Source organism: Candidatus Sodalis sp. SoCistrobi (assembly GCF_900143145.1).
Classification (GTDB): domain Bacteria; phylum Pseudomonadota; class Gammaproteobacteria; order Enterobacterales; family Enterobacteriaceae; genus SoCistrobi.
Window position 1 is genome coordinate 1 of record NZ_FRDB01000041.1, and the last position, 16,140, is coordinate 16,140.

Annotated in this window: 14 protein-coding genes and 1 pseudogene; 11 read left to right on the top strand and 4 right to left on the bottom strand. The window is 60.4% G+C overall.

Annotated elements, in window-relative coordinates:
• From fhuB to CINSTRO3249_RS04665, 4 genes and pseudogenes are all read right to left on the bottom strand, one after another.
• A partial coding sequence (gene fhuB / locus CINSTRO3249_RS04650; protein ID WP_125933116.1) for a Fe(3+)-hydroxamate ABC transporter permease FhuB occupies positions 1-2,137 on the bottom strand: 2,137 nt, incomplete at its 3' end.
• A complete protein-coding gene (fhuD, locus tag CINSTRO3249_RS04655) occupies positions 2,134-3,033 on the bottom strand; it encodes a Fe(3+)-hydroxamate ABC transporter substrate-binding protein FhuD (protein WP_074012389.1) in 900 nt (299 codons plus the stop codon). The genes fhuD and fhuB, both read right to left, overlap by 4 nt.
• Positions 3,033-3,730, bottom strand: a pseudogene (locus CINSTRO3249_RS04660) (ATP-binding cassette domain-containing protein). Before CINSTRO3249_RS04660 ends, fhuD begins: the two are co-directional and overlap by 1 nt.
• A 557-nt stretch (positions 3,731-4,287) precedes the next feature.
• Positions 4,288-4,911, bottom strand: a complete 624-nt coding sequence (locus CINSTRO3249_RS04665; protein WP_254304292.1) for a TetR/AcrR family transcriptional regulator — start codon at positions 4,909-4,911, stop codon at positions 4,288-4,290.
• 360 nt (positions 4,912-5,271) lie between these two features.
• Between CINSTRO3249_RS04665 and CINSTRO3249_RS04670 the strand changes: the two genes are divergently transcribed.
• From CINSTRO3249_RS04670 to CINSTRO3249_RS04715, 11 genes are all read left to right on the top strand, one after another.
• Positions 5,272-6,090 carry an enoyl-CoA hydratase/isomerase family protein gene (locus tag CINSTRO3249_RS04670; RefSeq protein WP_074012391.1) on the top strand — a complete coding sequence of 273 codons (819 nt, stop codon included), beginning with the start codon at positions 5,272-5,274 and terminating at the stop codon, positions 6,088-6,090.
• 124 nt (positions 6,091-6,214) lie between these two features.
• Positions 6,215-7,534, top strand: coding sequence for an MFS transporter (locus tag CINSTRO3249_RS04675; RefSeq protein ID WP_074012392.1), 1,320 nt, complete (start codon positions 6,215-6,217; stop codon positions 7,532-7,534).
• 129 nt (positions 7,535-7,663) lie between these two features.
• Entirely contained in the window at positions 7,664-8,416 is a 753-nt protein-coding gene (locus tag CINSTRO3249_RS04680) for an enoyl-CoA hydratase/isomerase family protein (protein WP_074012393.1), read from the top strand.
• A gap of 188 nt (positions 8,417-8,604) precedes the next feature.
• Positions 8,605-9,945 carry an MFS transporter gene (locus tag CINSTRO3249_RS04685; protein ID WP_217265367.1) on the top strand — a complete coding sequence of 447 codons (1,341 nt, stop codon included), beginning with the start codon at positions 8,605-8,607 and terminating at the stop codon, positions 9,943-9,945.
• A 141-nt stretch (positions 9,946-10,086) separates the two neighbouring features.
• Positions 10,087-11,694 (top strand): acyl CoA:acetate/3-ketoacid CoA transferase, encoded by a 1,608-nt coding sequence (locus tag CINSTRO3249_RS04690; protein ID WP_074012398.1) that lies wholly within the window; start codon positions 10,087-10,089, stop codon positions 11,692-11,694.
• Complete coding sequence (locus tag CINSTRO3249_RS04695) at positions 11,691-12,452, top strand: shikimate dehydrogenase family protein (protein ID WP_217265368.1); 762 nt, start codon at positions 11,691-11,693, stop codon at positions 12,450-12,452. Before CINSTRO3249_RS04690 ends, CINSTRO3249_RS04695 begins: the two co-directional genes overlap by 4 nt.
• A 58-nt stretch (positions 12,453-12,510) precedes the next feature.
• On the top strand, positions 12,511-13,290 hold the full coding sequence (locus CINSTRO3249_RS04700; RefSeq protein ID WP_074012395.1) for a sugar phosphate isomerase/epimerase family protein: 780 nt from the start codon (positions 12,511-12,513) through the stop codon (positions 13,288-13,290).
• 67 nt (positions 13,291-13,357) lie between these two features.
• Entirely contained in the window at positions 13,358-14,743 is a 1,386-nt protein-coding gene (locus CINSTRO3249_RS04705) for a glycoside hydrolase family 88 protein (RefSeq protein WP_074012396.1), read from the top strand.
• Positions 14,740-15,387 carry a 3-ketoacyl-ACP reductase gene (locus CINSTRO3249_RS04710; protein WP_217265369.1) on the top strand — a complete coding sequence of 216 codons (648 nt, stop codon included), beginning with the start codon at positions 14,740-14,742 and terminating at the stop codon, positions 15,385-15,387. Before CINSTRO3249_RS04705 ends, CINSTRO3249_RS04710 begins: the two co-directional genes overlap by 4 nt.
• The gene (locus CINSTRO3249_RS17400) at positions 15,384-15,533 is read left to right on the top strand and encodes an SDR family oxidoreductase (RefSeq protein ID WP_217265370.1); all 150 of its coding nucleotides are present in this window, start codon (positions 15,384-15,386) and stop codon (positions 15,531-15,533) included. The genes CINSTRO3249_RS04710 and CINSTRO3249_RS17400 overlap by 4 nt, the downstream gene beginning before the upstream one ends.
• 49 nt (positions 15,534-15,582) lie before the next feature.
• A complete protein-coding gene (locus tag CINSTRO3249_RS04715; protein WP_074012397.1) occupies positions 15,583-16,035 on the top strand; it encodes a MaoC family dehydratase in 453 nt (150 codons plus the stop codon).
• Positions 16,036-16,140: the final 105 nt, after the last annotated feature.

Genomic DNA, 16,140 nt, shown 5'->3' on the forward strand with positions numbered 1-16,140 from the left:
TCATATGCTGTTTAACCAGCGTCTGATATCGGCGGGTAAGGCGAGAGTCAATCCCGCCAACAGATAGGTTGAAATCATTCTGCAAAGTAATAACAGGTATCACGATAAATGTGTAGATACCTATGCCCTGACGGCGCAGCAGCCAGATAAAATAAGGCGCGCCGATAAAGGTCGCCAGCAAACCGGCGGGGATTTGGTTCGGGAACAAGATCATACGACCACACCAGTCGGCGAACATCATCAAGATGCCCCCTATCGCCGAGGCCATCAGCCCCTGCGCCAGCGGTTTGTGGAAGCCCAGCATGCGCGCCATATGCGGGGCCATCAGCCCGATAAAGCTCAGCGGTCCCACCGTGAGCGTGGCGCCGGCGGTCAAAACCGCCGCCAAGAGCAATATGGACAACCGCGCCCGCACCAGCGGCACGCCCAGCGACAGAGCGCTGGCGCTGCCCATCGGCAACAGCGTCAGCCAACGCCGGCACAGCGGCACCAGCAGCAGCAGGCAAAACGCGGTCACCGCACTGAAGACCGCCTGTCGGGGGCCAACGCCATAGGTCGAGCCGGATATCCACGACAGCAGCCCCCCCAGGCGCGGGTCGCCGCTTATCAGCAGCAGCGTTATCAACGTGGTAAACGCGGTGCCGATGGCGATGCCCGCCAGCAACATGCGCTGGGGGGAAAAGTGACGGCGCCCGGACACCAGGATTATCGCCCCCAGCGTCAGCGCGGCGCCGAGACTGCCCGCCGGCAATTGCCAGGCAAGCGCATCGCCCGGGATCAACAGAATCACCAAAATGACCGCGCCGCACGCGCCGGCGCTAATACCCAGCACTTCGGGGCTACCCATGGGATTGGCGGCCAGCTTCTGGATAAGGGTTCCGGCGATGGCCAGCATCACTCCGGCGCTTAGCGCGGCCAGCGTGCGCGGCCAGCGCCAGGGCAGCAAACGCAGCATCTCTTCGCCGTGAGCCCAATGCCAACCTTCTGCGTTGCGACCCAGCGTCAGCGACAGCCCGACGCCCGCCAGTACCAGCACCGCACCCGCCCCCAACCACACCCACTGATAACGGCCCGGCGTTTGCCGCTGCAACATCTGACCATCGGTAGCCGGCTGCACGCTATGGCGCAGCCGCGGCAGCAACCAGAGCAGCAACGGCGCGCCAATCAACGCGGTGGCGGCGCCGGTGGGCACTTCGGCCCAGACGTGGGCCAGCCACACCACTATTTGGTCGGTCAGCCATAACAGTAATGCGCCGATTACCGGCGCCAGGATCAGGCGATGCAGCAGCCGGCGCGAGCCCAGCAGCAGCCGCGCCAGCAACGGCGCAAACAGGCCGACGAAGCCGACGATCCCCACCGCATTAACCAGCACCGCGCTTAAAACGATAGCCAGCAGCAGCGCCGCCAGCCGCGCCAGCGATAAGCCGAGGCCCAGATTGCGCGCTACGCCGTCGTCTACCCCCAAAAGGGTCATCGGCCGCAGCAGCAGCAGCAGCGCCAAAATCCAGGCCAGGATCACCCGCGGCAACAAGCCGCCAGCCACCTGCCAATCCTGCTGATTGAGTGAACCGCTGCTCCACAAAAACAGGTTTTGCAGATACTCATAATGGAATAAAGCCAGCAAACTGTTGGCGGCACTGCTGTAAAGGCTGACCACCAAACCGGCCATAATCAAGGTCACCGGCGACATACGCCTGCCCCAGGCGACGCCGAATACCAGACCGCCCACCAGCAGCGCCGCCAATTGCCGCGTGGTTTCGCCGCCGGGCAGCAGCCACAGCGTGGCCACCGTCACGCCCAGTTGGGCACCGCTGGCCACCCCCAGCGTCGACGGCTCTGCCAGCGGGTTGCGCAATACCTGCTGAAACAAAACGCCGGCCAACCCCAGCCCGCCCCCGACCAGCAGCGCCACCGCCAGCCGCGGCATCAGGCTGTAGTGAAAAATCAATTGCGACACATCAGCCGTATCCGGGGCCCATAGCGCTCCCCACCAGCGCGCGGGCGGCAGCAGCGTGAGGGCATTATTGAGCGACACCGCCAGCGCTATCAGTGCGAAAAGCCCCAGCAGCACGCAGGCTGCCCCCCGTTTCCCCCTGCTATGGCGGGAGGGGGGAGCGAGGTTAATCCCGGTTTTCATGACCACTCCCCTTCTAGTCGTTCGAGCAGCCGGCAAAACCGCAGCGCCGCCAAAGTGGCGCCGTAAAACCAAATAGCCGGCGCCGGATGCCAGCTCTGTTGCCGCACAAAGGGGATCGCCTGCCACAAGGGCGTTTTGCTTATCCGCTGGCGCAGAGCGCCGTCATCCTGCTCAAGTAAAATGGCGCGCCCTGGCGGCAACGCAATCAATTTTTCGATACCCACCACCGCGGTGCCCCAAAAATTGGTTTCGCCCTGCCACAGATTGTCGATGCCAAGCTGGTCCAAGACCTGCTGGAACAGATGGTTACGTCCCACCACCAGCGCATGACGCTCATCCATGACTGAGAAAACCAAAAGCGGCTGCCGCCGGTAAGAGGCGAGCGTCGGCGCCGCCTGCGCCAGTTGTCGATCGAACCAAGCCAGATGCGCCATGCCCAGCGCCTCGCGATTCAGCCTTTGCGCCAGCGCCATAATAGACACTCGCGCCATATCCAGCGGTTTCCCGGCGGCATCGGTATAAGCGAAACCCATCGCAGGGGCCACGGCCTTCAGCTGTTCCGCGCGCGGGCCATAACCGGCGGAATACAGGATCAAGTCCGGCTGCAATTCCGCCAACAACTCCAAATTGGGTGACGTGCGTTCACCGACATCGATCACCTCCGGCGGCAGTACCGGCTGCTGCACCCACTGGCGATAGGAAATCATATCCGCCACCGCGATAGGCGTAATGCCGAGGGCGAAGAGCAGTTCGGCCGGCAACCACTCCACCGCCACAACACGCGGCGCGTCGGGCTGTGGCGCGGCCAGCGCCTGGCGCGCCAGTAGCGGTGCCAGCATCATCGCGCTCAATAACCGCCGGCGCGGGAGATCGGGGGGAGCTAACAGGCGCGCCATCAGTAGACAAAGCTCACCGGAGCGCCGCCGCCGGGATGGGGCAGGATACCGTAGATCCGCTCCAGTACCTCGCCACACATCAGCGCCGAAGGCGGTCCCTCGGCGATAAGCCGACCGCCGCGCAACGCCGCCAGATGGTCGCAGTAGCGCGCCGCCATATTGATATCGTGCAGCACGGCAATCACCGTCAGACCACGCTGACGGCTTAGCCGCTGAACCAGCGCTAGCACCTCGACCTGATGGGCGATGTCCAGCGCCGAGGTCGGTTCATCGAGCAGCAGGCAGAGGCTGTCCTGCGCCATCGTCATCGCCAGCCAGGCGCGCTGCCGCTCGCCGCCGGACAAACTGTCCACCAACCGATCGGCAAGGCCCTCAAGCCCAACCAGTTCGATAGCTTGATGCACATGCTCGCGATCGGCGGCGCTGAAACGTCCGAGCGCCCCATGCCATGGGTAACGCCCCAGCGCGACCAGTTCGCGTACCGTCATACCTTCTGCGGCAGGCAACTGCTGCGGTAGATAGGCCACCTGGCGGGCGAAAGCCTTACTGTCCCATGCCGCAGCGGTTGGTCATTAAGCCGCGCTTCGCCGCTGCTGGCCGGTTGATGGCGGCCGAGGATCTTTAGCAGCGTTGATTTCCCGGAGCCATTATGGCCGATCAGACCGCAGACCTGTCCGGGTGGAAAGGAAAAATCCAGCGGATGCAGCAGCGTTCGACCGGGCACGGCAAAGCTGAGTCCGCGCAGGCTGAAATGAGCGTGTGAAGGTGGGTTTGCGTTAGGCATAGGCTCTATCTGATTCGCGGGCGCAACGGGCGCGTCCTGGCAATAGGTAAGTGATATATCATGACGATGGCGGCAATCCGGCAAACATCATCAGGGCGGCGGGCATCGTCTGCCGGCTATCCGGTGACAGACCCTCGCGGCCGCTAACATAACGCGTGTGCATAAAAGTAAATGATAATTATTCAATAAGAGATAATGATATGCATAACAGGAATCATTCCGCAAGCACAATTCGTGGCGTCGCCGGCGCGTTACCGTCCGTGGTTTCCAAGGCGCCTGACGTCAGGGTTTAAGAAGACGAAGAAGAGTGTCCGCATTAAAGGCGAATCGCGCCTCACCGGCGCGTTACCGCCCGTGGTTTCCAAGGCGACTGGCGTCATGGTTTGAGAAGACGAAGAAGGGTGTCGACATTAAAGGCGAATCGCACCCCACCGGCGCGTTACCGCCCGTGGTTTCCAAGGCGACTGGCGTCAGGGTTTAAGAAGACGAAGAATGGTGTCGACATTAAAGTCGAATCGCGCCTCAAGGGCGTCGGCGGAAACAAAGTTCTGGCCATAGATCACTTCGAGGGTGTAGCGATTGTTGAGATAATAATACCCGACCGACGCCATAGTAATATAGAGATGCCCCGGGTCGACCCCCGTGCGAAATACGCCGGCTGCCACACCACGATCGAGGATACGTTTAATTCTGTCGACAAAATCCACATGCAGCAACGCAAAACGTGAAGACCGCTTAACGTGCACCGCTTTATGCAGATTTTCGCTATTCACCAGCGACATGAATTCCGGGCGCTTCAGATAATAGTTCCAGGTAAACCGCATCAGGGCGCAAATAGCGTCAACCGGCTCTAACTCATCCAGTCTCAGCGCCGCTTCAGCGGTGCGCACATCGGTATAAATATCTTCCAGTACGGCCTGAAAAAGATCATCTTTGCTGTTGAAATACCCATAGATTAAGCGTTTGTTGACGCCCGCCTTTGCCGCGATGCCATCAATCCGCGCGCCACCCAGCCCCAGGCGCGCGAATTCATCCATCGCCGCCGCCAAGATAAGCGCTTTGGTCTGCACCGGATCGCGCGGCCGCTTTTTCACGATGTTTTTTGTGGGCGGGTTCTGTGGCATACGCTCAGCTGAGTTATTCAATTCAAAGGAAAACTATACGCTAAATTGCGCCATTTTGGCACCGTCCAGACAACATTCTCCCCTGGCCCGTCCCGCCCGCCGCCTGAAGTCATCCCACCGGGGACCCGGCCTCACCACCCCGCTGACCTTTTACCCAACTGCGGGGAGTGCAGAGCAACAGCATGCGCTCAGGAATATGATCACCGTCCCACATTGACACTTTTTTCGCGCGCCAGCGAGGCTGAAATGCGTCGGGCTATTGAGGGCGACAATAAGGGGTGCTAGCGTAAGTAACGAACTAGTTCGTTACATAACAATAAGAGGAACGTTATGGCGCAACACCACGAGATAGAACTCAGGGTCGAACAGGGCATCGCCAGATTCACGCTCAATAAGCCCGCAACCCACAATGCGTTAACCCTGGATATGCTGCGCACGCTGGATGAGGGACTCGCCCAGGTGGAAGGGTTGGCGGAGATCCGCTGCATTGTAATCGGTTCGGCCAGCGCGCGTTTTTTTTGCAGCGGCGCGGATATCAAAGAATGGGGGGACATTGATCCCGCGGAAATGGGCAGCCGCTTCATCCGCGCCGGCAATCGCGTGTTCCGCCGTATCAGGGAAATGGATGTTCCTACCCTGGCGGTCCTGTCCGGTCATGCCCTGGGCGGCGGACTGGAGCTGGCGCTGGCCTGTGATTTCCGCTATGCCGCCGAGGGGATCAAACTCGGCTTACCCGAGGCCACGCTTGGCGCCATTCCCGGTTGGATGGGCGCGCAACGGCTGTGCGCGCTGGCCGGAGCCGGCAGAATGCATCAGCTGGTCATGTTGGGCGACACCCTTGACGCGCAGCAGGCGCGGGCATGGGGGATCGTGCATGAGGTGGTCGCCAAAGAACAGCTTGAGGACCATGTGCAGGCTATCTGCGCACGGCTGGCTGCGCGCTCTCCCGCCGCGCTGGCGGTGGGCAAACGGCTGATGCGCATGATTGAACCACAGGCATTGGATATCGCCCATGAATTCGCCGCCTCGGTGTGCAAAGGAACGGCTGATGCCCGGGAAGGCGTCGCGGCCTTCCGGGAAAAACGTCCGGCCGATTACCGAGGCGTTCAGGACCACGCCCCCCTTCCCCACCGTCATCCGGCCGGGTAAAGCGTCTAGCAAGGAACGATAACGTCGCTACGCAATGGGGGCACCGGTCTGCGGCCGATAACGCGTTATGCCATTACGCGACGATCTTTTATCTGACGTCAGTATGACTTTAAAGGTAATCACCATGAAAAACGTTTTAGTGCATTATCGGTGGCGGATTTGCGCCCTGCTCTTTATCGCCATCACCATCAATTACCTTGACCGTCAGGTGCTGGGTATTCTTAAACCCGAATTAGCGGCACGATTTCACTGGACCGAATCGGACTATGGCTACGTAGTGACGGTGTTCGCCTTTTGCTATGCGCTGGGGATGATTTTCGCCGGCAAATTCGCCGATCGCTTTGGCGTCAAAATCGGGTACAGCGTCTGCGTCCTGGTCTGCTGCGGCCATGCTTTTATCCGCAATATGCTGGGCTTCGGCGTCATGCGCGCTTTTCTCGGCCTGGCGGAGGCCGGCAGTTTCCCTTGCGCGGTCAAGGCGGTGTCGGAATGGTTTCCGCGCAAGGAGCAATCTCTCGCCGTCGGCATCATTACCTCCGGCACCAGCATTGGCGCCGTGTTGGCCCCGGCTCTGGTACCCTGGTTGGCGGTAAGTTACGGCTGGCAAAGCGCTTTTTTGCTGACCGGTATCCCCGGTTTCATCTGGTTTGCTTTTTGGTATGTCATGTACCATGGCCCGCAGAAGCACTTGCGCGTCTCGCCGCAGGAATTAGAGGTGATCGGGCAGGACCAGGAGGCAGGTCTGGAACAGGATGACGGGCAAACCGTTGGTTGGTTTTCGCTGTTCAAACACCGCGCCACCTGGTCCATTTTGGTGGGCAAAGGGATGACCGATCCTATCTGGTGGTTTTTACTGTTCTGGCTACCGTCCTATTTCAACAGCCGCTTTCATCTGGATTTACAGCATCTCGGTCTGCCGCTGATCATTGTCTATATTTCCACCTCCATCGGCAGCGTGCTGGGCGGGGCGGCGGCGTCAAAACTTATCGCGCGCGGCTGGTCCGTCAGCCACGCCCGCCAAACAACCATGTTAGGGCTTGCCGTGCTGGTGATGCCAATGATGGCGGCGCCCTGGATTGATAATATGTGGGTCATCGTCGGCTTGTTAAGCTTGACCGTGGCGGCGCATCAGGGCTGGTCGGCCAATATGTTTACTCTGGCCTCCGACATGTTTCCCAAACGGGTCGTGGCCTCGGTCGTGGGCATCGGCGGCATGGCGAGCGGCTTAACCTCCGCGCTTTTTCCGTTTGTGGTGGGCGCGGTGCTCGATCATTTCAACCTGTTGGGCAGAATTGGTCTGGGCTATAACCTGCTGTTTATCCTGTGCGGCTTCACCTATATCGCGGCATGGCTGTGCATGCGCCTTATTTACCCGTCGCAAAATAGCGTCTCTCTTACGCAGACCACCGTTCAGAACGCACACACCACCGCGCGTCCCAGTTAATTCCCGTGTAAAAAACGCGATGAGGTAACGATCAGGTTATGAAAATGTTATGTTGATCAGTACTTACTTACTAGTAAGTATAACTAGTAACGCGCTACCCTGCGCTTGATACGATTATAAGGACACACTATGTGCGACCAAATCGCTTTATACCGGCACGGGGCCGTTGCCGAAGTGGTGATCAACCGGCCGGAAAAAATGAACGCCATGACGCCGGAAATGAGTGCGGCTCTGGCGTCGTTGTTCGCCCAGCTCAATGACGACGACGCGGTCCACGTCATCTTGCTGCGGGGAGAGGGCGAACGGGCATTCAGCGCCGGCAGCGATTTACGCACGCTGTCAAGCTACCGCTCGGCGATGGCGTTTCGTCATCGTACCGATTACGGCACTACCGTGCGCCGTGCGCGCAAGCCGGTAGTGGCCGCGCTGAAAGGCTGGGTACTGGGCGGCGGCCTGGAAATGATGCTGGCGGCAGATATTCGCGTCGCGGGCCACGGCGCCAAATTCGGTGCGCCTGAAGTCGTGCGCGGCTGGGTGGGCGGCGGCGGCGCCTCGCAGTTACTACCGCGGCTGGTGGGCTATGGTCAGGCGATGCGTTTACTGTTGAGCGGTGACACCATCGACGCGCAAGAGGCCTGGCGGCTAGGCTTAGTGGAGTACCTGGTGGCGGATAATGAGGTAAACGACACCGCCCTGACCTTATGCCAGCGGCTGGCTGAACACCACCCGCTGGCGGTGCAGGCGGTGAAAAGCGCCGTTCGCGCCGCGTTATCAATGCCGTTGGAAGCCGGTATGCAATATGAAAACGAATTGACCACCTTATGTTTTGCCACAGGCAATTATCAACAAGGCGCGGCGACATTCAACCAACAACGATCGTGACAAATACGGCGCCGGCTGGCGTTTCCCCGCGGGGAATATGACGCCGCCTGCGATAACGTTTTTCGCCGGCCGCCCTGCGGCAGCGATATACCCCCTAAGGCAAAAAACTCTTCTTATTGTGCTGTGAGGAAGAACATCCCGTCCTGTGTGCAGGAGAACGTTCGATGAACCCGATATCGCAACAACCCGTGAGTATCGATAAAAATGTCAAACGCGCAATCTTTGCGTCGACGCTGGGCACCATCATAGAGTGGTATGACTACGGACTGTATGCCGCGCCCTCCGGGCTGATTATCAATAAATTGTTCTTTCCTGAACTGAGCCAGTTGGGCGGTATGTTGGCGGCATTTGCCACCTTCGCCATCGGCTTCATTATTCGCCCGGTGGGCGGCGTGGTGATTTCCCACATCGGCGATAAATTTGGCCGTAAACCGGCGCTCATTTTCTGTATCTCGATTATGGGGGTGGCGACGGTGGGGGTGGGCCTGCTGCCGACATGGCACAGTATCGGCATCTGGGCGCCGATATTACTCATTTTTCTGCGCCTTTTGCAGGGGTTCGGCGCCGGCGCCGAATTGGCGGGGGCCATTACCCTGGTCGCAGAATATACGCCAGTCAAACGGCGCGGCTTTTTTACCGCAATCCCCAATACCGCCATCAATTTTGGCGTATTAATCGCTACTCTGACGTTTTTGTTTTTCTCCTGGTTGCCGGAAGAAACGTTATTAAGCTGGGTATGGCGCGTCCCTTTTCTGCTGTCGGTGTTGTTGTTTGTCATTGCGCTTTATATCCGCGCCAAGCTGGACGAGACGCCGGAATACGTGAATGCCATGGAAAATGCGCAGCGTCAGCGCCAAGAGCAAAAAGCGCCAATACGCCAGTTGTTTAAAGAAAGTCCCCGCGAGTTGCTCTGTGGTTTCTTTGCCATGGGCGGCCATCAGGCGCTGACCTACGTCCTCAATACGTTTGCGCTGAGTTATATGATTAATACCCTCGGTATGTCGAAAACCGACGGCCTGATGGTGTTGATCATCGCGTTGACCTTCACGCTTATTTGCGGGCCGATTGGCGGTTGGCTGGCCGCTCGATATGGCAGCGCCAAAATATTTATTTGTGGCGCGCTGTTTGCACTGTTTTTTGTCTACCCCCTGTTTTATCTGGTCGATACCAAAAACCCTTTATTAGCGGCGCTGGGCGTAAGCGCCATCTATGGCATCAGTTGGGGCTGCACCGGCGGTGCCCAGGGCGCGTTCCTCTCGAATTTATTTCCCACCCGTTATCGGTTCTCCGGCATAGCCATGTGTCGAGAATTATCCGGCGCCCTTATCGGCGGGCCAACGCCGTTTATCGCCACGGCGCTGGTGGCGTTAGGGGGCGGCAGGCCGACGTGGGTCATGGTGTATTTGGGCGCATTTTGTTTGTTTACCGTCATTGCCGTGGCGCTGGGAAAGCACTTATCCCGCCACGATGAAGACGGCGCGCCGTTAGTGCAGCAGAAAAGTAACGCCGAGCCTGCGTCCTCACTCTAATCGCGGCGTTGATACCGCGACCGAAATAGCGCAGTGAATTGGCAGCAAATCGCAATGTGGTGTTAATGCGATGCAGGGCATGGCCTGTGTACCTGCACCCTAAGGTACACAGGGTTGATTATTGACGAGTGGAGAAAAATGATGCGGATTGTATCGGCCGATGATGCGGTTTCGTTACTGCGCGATGGAGATACCCTCATGATCGGAGGATCCGGCGGGGGACATGCGGTACCCGAAGCGCTGCTTGAAGCCGTGGAACGGCGTTTTCAGCAGCAGGGCTCTCCCCGACGACTTACCGCGCTTCATCCGGTGGGGCTTGGGGATCGCGGCCAGCGCGGCGCCTCGCGGCTGGCGCATCCGGGCCTGCTGAAACGCGTGGTATGCGGTACGCTGGTCGATTCCCCCGCCCTGGCGCAGCTGGCGCTGGCGAATGAGATCGAAGCCTGGACGCTGCCCCAGGGTGTGCTGTCGCAGTTGACCCGCGAAATGGCCGCCGGCAGGCCCGGCTTGATAAGCCATGTCGGGCTGCATACTTTCGTCGACCCGCGCCTCGGCGGCGGCCGCCAGAGCGAGCGTTGCCAGGAGGAGTTAGTCAGTCTGATTGAAATCGACGGTCGTGAATGGCTGCATTATAAGCCTTTTCACGTCGACGTTGCTTTTTTGCGCGGCACCACGGCGGATGAAGACGGCAATATCACCATGGAGCAGGAGGCCATCTTCGGCGACATGTTGTCAATGGCGCAGGCAACCAAACGCTGCGGCGGTCTGGTTATTGTTCAGGTGAAGCGCCTCGCTCGGCGCGGCACGCTGCCGGCCAAGAATGTCAAGATACCGGCGATGCTGGTGGATCTGGTGGTGGTGGACCCACAGCAGGCCGTAACCTATCAAAGTCCGAACGATCCGGCGTTTACCGGCGAGTTCCGCATTCCGCTTAACGATTTTCCATTACTGCCGCTGGATGAACGCAAAATTGTCGCCCGCCGTTGCGCCATGGAACTGATGCCCGGCGCCGTATGCAACGTGGGCTCCGGCATTTGTACCGGCATCTGTCTGGTGAGCGCGGAAGAGGACGTGCTGGATGCGATTGTGCTCACCAACGAGCAGGGGCTTATCGGCGGCGCCCCTGCCGCCGGGCTGGATGCCGGCGCCGCGCGCAATTACAGCGCGCTGGTGGATCAGCCCTATCAGTTTGATTTCTATGATGGCGGCGGGATCGATATCGCCTTTCTTTCCGCGGCCGAAATCGACGCCGGCGGCAGCGTCAATATCAGCCGCTTCGCCAACAAACTTATCGGCGTCGGCGGGTTTATCAACATCAGTCAAAACGCCAAAAAAATGGTCTTCGGCGGCACCTTTACCGCCGGCGGCCTGCGCGTGGCCTGCGCCGGGGGGCAATTACATATCGAACAAGAGGGCGCCCACCGCAAGTTCGTCGCCGCTCTGCAGCAGATTTCCTACAGCGGCCCCTACGCCTGCCAGCAGGGTCAGACGGTGCTGTTCGTCACCGAGCGCGCCGTGTTCCGCGTGGTCGACGGCGCGCTGGAGTTAACGGAAATCGCCCCCGGTATCGATCTGGAACGCGACGTTTTGCAACAGATGGGCTTTCGGCCGCGCATCGCCGCCGAACTCAAAACCATGGACGCCAGACTGTTTTTGCCGCAGCCGATGGGTCTGCATCAAGCGATGGCGGCGAAAACGCGCGCACGGCATCCGCGTCTCGCTCAACTTGCGCCGCAGGCCCCCCTATGACGGCGTTAACGATTAACGGCAGTACGCGGCTGTACGGCATTGTGGGCGATCCCATCGCGCAGGTGAAAACCCCTGAGTTGATGAATGCGTTTTTCCAGCAAAACGGCATCAACGCGGTCTGCGTGCCGCTGCAGGTGACCGCCGCTACCTTTGAGTCCAGCCTGCGCGGCATTATGGCCTTGGCTAATGTCGCGGGCCTGGTGATAACCGTGCCCCATAAGGTACGCGCCTGCGCACTGGCGGATACGCTGTCCGCGCAGGCGCAGCGGGTCGGCGCCGTGAATGTCCTTCGACGCGACGCGCAAGGCGGCTGGCTGGGCGATATGTTTGATGGCGCGGGGCTGGTCGCCGGCTTACAGGCTGAGGGCTTTACGCTGCGCGGACAGCGCGTTAAACAGCTTGGCGCCGGCGGCAGCGGTGCCGCGGTGGCCTTTGCCTTATTGGAGGCCGGCGTGGCCGCTTTGACGCTGTGCGATCCCAACGGCGACGCGGCACAGGCGCTGGTTGACCGTATCAACACCCATTACCCTAACGGACCCGCCCGCGTCAGCACCTCCCCCGCCGACCTGGACGGCATCGATCTGCTGATCAATTGCTCCCCCGTCGGCATGCAACCCGGCGAGGGCCTCCCTGCGCCCTTTACCGCGTTCAGTCCGGCGTTGCAGGTGGTGGATATCATCATGCACCCTCCCGAGACGCCGCTTATCGCGCGCGCGCGCGTCAGGCGGGCTGCCGGGCGACTAACGGCAGGCCGATGATTGAAGGACAGCTGGCGGCATTCCTGACCTTTTTTGGTCTGCACGCTAAGGAGTCGCCATGCCGCCATTAACAGCGCAGCAGTTGTCGCTCAATACCGCCACTCTGGGCCCCGGCGCGTCGCTGCGCGATGCCGTACGCGGTTGCATCCAGTATGGCTTCGGCGGCATCGCACCCTGGCGCGATAAGGTAGCCGAGGTGGGATTAGCGCATGCATGCCGCCTGATACGCGACGCCGGCCTCCAGGTCAGCGGGCTGTGTCGCGGCGGCATGTTTCCCGCCGCCGACCGGGCGGTGCGGGAGAAAAACCGCGCCGATAATCTGCGGGCTATCGAGGAAGCCGCGGCGCTGGAGGCGGCGTGTCTGGTCCTGGTGGTCGGTGGCCTGCCGGCGGGCAGCAAAGATCTCTTAGGCGCGCGCCAGCAGGTTGAGGAGGGCATAGCGGAAATGCTGGCGCCGGCGCGCGCCGCCGGGGTGCGCCTGGCCATTGAGCCGCTGCATCCAATGTACGCGGGGGATCGCGCCTGCGTCAACACCCTCGCCCAGGCGCTGGCGCTTTGCGAGCGTCTGGGCACGGAGGTAGGCATTGCCGCCGACGTTTATCACCTTTGGTGGGATCCCGACGTTATCCCGCAATTACAGCGTGCGTGCCGGGCGCAACGGTTGCTGGCGTTTCATCTCAGCGATTGGCTGGTACCCACCCAACACCTGCTGACCGATCGCGGCATGATGGGCGATGGCGTCATCGATCTGCCGCGGCTGTGCCAAAGCGTGGCCAACGCCGGCTTTCGCGGCCTGTATGAGGTGGAAATTTTCTCCGCCGATCATTGGTGGCGGTAGCCGGTCGATGTGACGTTAAGCACCATCCTGCAACGATTGCCCATGCTAGACAGCAAAGAGGACCTCAATGAAAATCGATGACTCCCTGACCCCCGCCCGTTTGTTGCCCGCCATTGAACGCATGTGGGCACTCTCGGCTAACAAAATCAGCGCCCTCGACGCCAGTTTCGATTTTTCCCGGGGGGCGCCGGTGCATACCGTCGCTGGACGCTATCAGCCCAAAGGCTGGACGGATTGGACCCAAGGGTTTGCCTACGGCAGCGCGCTGCTGCAATTCGATGCTACCGGCGAGCGGCAGTTTCTGGATAAGGCGCTGACGCGCATCCGCGACGACATGCCGCAGCATATCACCCATTTTGGCGTGCATGATCACGGTTTTAATCAAGTCAGTACTTACGGGAATTTGCTGCGCCTGGTGGCCGAAGACAAGCTGCCGGCCGAGCCGGGCCGCCTGGATTATTACCGCCTGGCCATCCGCTGTTCGGGCGCGGTGCAGGCCTATCGCTGGACCGCGCTCGGCGCCGGTGAAGGGTTTATCCACTCCTTTAACGGCGCGCACTCCCTGTTTATCGACACGCTGCGTACCCTGCGGGTGTTGCTGTTGGCGCACGATCTGGGGCAGGTCATGAAAATCGAGGGCGATGAGGCCGTCTCGCTGCTGGATCGCGCCGTGACGCATGCCCTCACCAGCGCGCGCTATTGCATTTTCTATGGCGAAGGGCGGGATATTTACGATATCCGCGGCCGCACGGCCCACGAAGCCCTGTTTAACCCGCGCAACGGCGCTTTCCGTTGCGTGGGGACCCAGCAAGGCTATTCCGGCTTCTCCACCTGGACCCGCGGGCTAAGCTGGGCGATATGCGGCTTCGCGGAACTGCTGGAGTATCTGCACGCGCTGCCCGCCGACCAATGGCGCGCCTCTCACGACAGAGCCAGTACCGTGGCGACGCTGGAAAAAGCCGCCGCCGCCGTGTGCGATTTTTATCTGGCGTTCACCACCCTTGATGGCATCCCCTACTGGGACACCGGCGCCCCCGGTCTTGCTACTCTAAACGCGCCCTACGAGCGCGATTCGGACCCGGCCAACGCCGTCGAACCCGTCGACAGCTCCGCTGCGGCGATTGCGGCGCAGGGGCTGTTGCGATTCAGCGCCTGGCTCGGCGCTAACCAACGCGCCGGCGCGCAGCGCTATCGTCAGGCGGGATTAACGGTGCTGCAAACGCTGCTGGACGACCGGTATCTCAGCCTGGCGCCGCAGCACCAGGGATTATTGCTGCACAGTCAATATCATCGTCCTAACGGCTGGGATTATGTCCCCGCAGGCCACCAGAACCCGTTCGGCGAAGCCACCCAGTGGGGGGACTATCATCTGCGCGAGCTGGCGCTCTATGTCCAGCGTTTGGCGGAGAACGGACCCTACCTGACCTTTTTCAGCACCCCAGGAGACGCATGATGCCGCCGCATTACCCGACCGCCACCGCAATGATTACCGGCGGACGCCGGGGGATTGGCTTTGCCATTGCCAAACGGCTGGCGGCCGCCGGCTACGCCATCGCCATTACCGGCAGCGGTGGCAGTGATGCGCCAACGCGCGCCGCCGTGGCGGAACTCGAAGATTACGGCGTACCGGCGCGTTATTTTAAAAGCGACATCGCCGCGCCGGCGGATCATGCCGCCGTGCTGGATAGCATCGAGCAGCAATTGGGGCCGATCGCCGTACTGGTTGCCAACGCGGGCATCGCCCCGCCTGAGCGGCTTGATGTGCTGGACACCACGGCGGCGAACTTCGACGCCGTGCTGAACACCAACTTGCGCGGCGCGTTTTTCCTCGCCCAGGCGGTGGCCAAGAGCATGCTGACCCGCACGGCGGCAGAGGGCGAGCGCAGCATCGTTTTTATTTCCTCTTGTTCCGCGCAAATGGCATCGGTAAACCGGCTGGAGTATTGCATTGCCAAAGCGGGCCTGGCCATGGTGGCGCAGGGACTGGCGGCACGCCTGGCTGCAGAAGGCATCGGGGTGTTTGAGGTCCGTCCGGGTATAATTCGCACCGATATGACCGCCGGCGTAAACGAAAAATATGACCTTTTGATCGCTTGATCGCTGACGGCTTGGTGCCGGCACAGCGCTGGGGGCGAGGAGACGATATCGCCGCGGCCGTCGCCATGCTTATCAAACCCGAGGCGTTCTTTGCCACCGGCTCGGTTATCCATGCCGATGGCGGTTTAACGCTGCAACGCTTATAAATCCGCGCCAACGCCAAGGGCGGGCGCCGCGCCAAACACAGGAGGCACTATGACACAATCCGCTACCGTCCCCGCCGCGGGACGGCGGTTACCGGCCGGCGAATATGTTTATGCCGATTTGCAGACGGGCGATCGTTATGACACTCAGGCGATCACCCTGACGGAGTCGCATATTGTCGCTTTCGCAGGCATTACCGGCGATTTTTTTGATGTGCATATGGACGATACTTTCGCCCGAGAGCAGGGTTTTCCGGGGCGTATCGCCCATGGTTTATTGGGGCTGGCGCTTATCGATGGCTTGAAGACCCGCTCGGCGGTGCGATTGTGCGGTATCGCGACCTTAGGCTGGAACTGGACTTTCTGCGCGCCGCTGCTGCCCGGCGATCGCATTTACGCCGAGATTACCGTGGTGAGCAAACGTCCCACCAAACGTGCCGACAGGGGCATTGTCACCTTTGGCCTGCGGATGATCAATCAGCATGAATCACCCCGGATAAATTAGAGTCTATACTTTAAAAGTGGAGGTCTCTATGACAACGACCAAACGTTACTCTCCGGAAGTCCGTGAACGGGCAGTTAATCTAGTGCTGGAAACTCAGCATGAGCA

Coding starts and splice junctions, on each gene's coding strand:
- fhuD (WP_074012389.1), bottom strand. CDS start 3,033: ATGGCGCGCCTGTTAGCTCCCCCCGATCTCCCGCGCCGGCGGTTATTG.
- CINSTRO3249_RS04670 (WP_074012391.1), top strand. CDS start 5,272: ATGGCGCAACACCACGAGATAGAACTCAGGGTCGAACAGGGCATCGCC.
- CINSTRO3249_RS04675 (WP_074012392.1), top strand. CDS start 6,215: ATGAAAAACGTTTTAGTGCATTATCGGTGGCGGATTTGCGCCCTGCTC.
- CINSTRO3249_RS04680 (WP_074012393.1), top strand. CDS start 7,664: ATGTGCGACCAAATCGCTTTATACCGGCACGGGGCCGTTGCCGAAGTG.
- CINSTRO3249_RS04690 (WP_074012398.1), top strand. CDS start 10,087: ATGCGGATTGTATCGGCCGATGATGCGGTTTCGTTACTGCGCGATGGA.
- CINSTRO3249_RS04695 (WP_217265368.1), top strand. CDS start 11,691: ATGACGGCGTTAACGATTAACGGCAGTACGCGGCTGTACGGCATTGTG.
- CINSTRO3249_RS04700 (WP_074012395.1), top strand. CDS start 12,511: ATGCCGCCATTAACAGCGCAGCAGTTGTCGCTCAATACCGCCACTCTG.
- CINSTRO3249_RS04705 (WP_074012396.1), top strand. CDS start 13,358: ATGAAAATCGATGACTCCCTGACCCCCGCCCGTTTGTTGCCCGCCATT.
- CINSTRO3249_RS04710 (WP_217265369.1), top strand. CDS start 14,740: ATGATGCCGCCGCATTACCCGACCGCCACCGCAATGATTACCGGCGGA.
- CINSTRO3249_RS04715 (WP_074012397.1), top strand. CDS start 15,583: ATGACACAATCCGCTACCGTCCCCGCCGCGGGACGGCGGTTACCGGCC.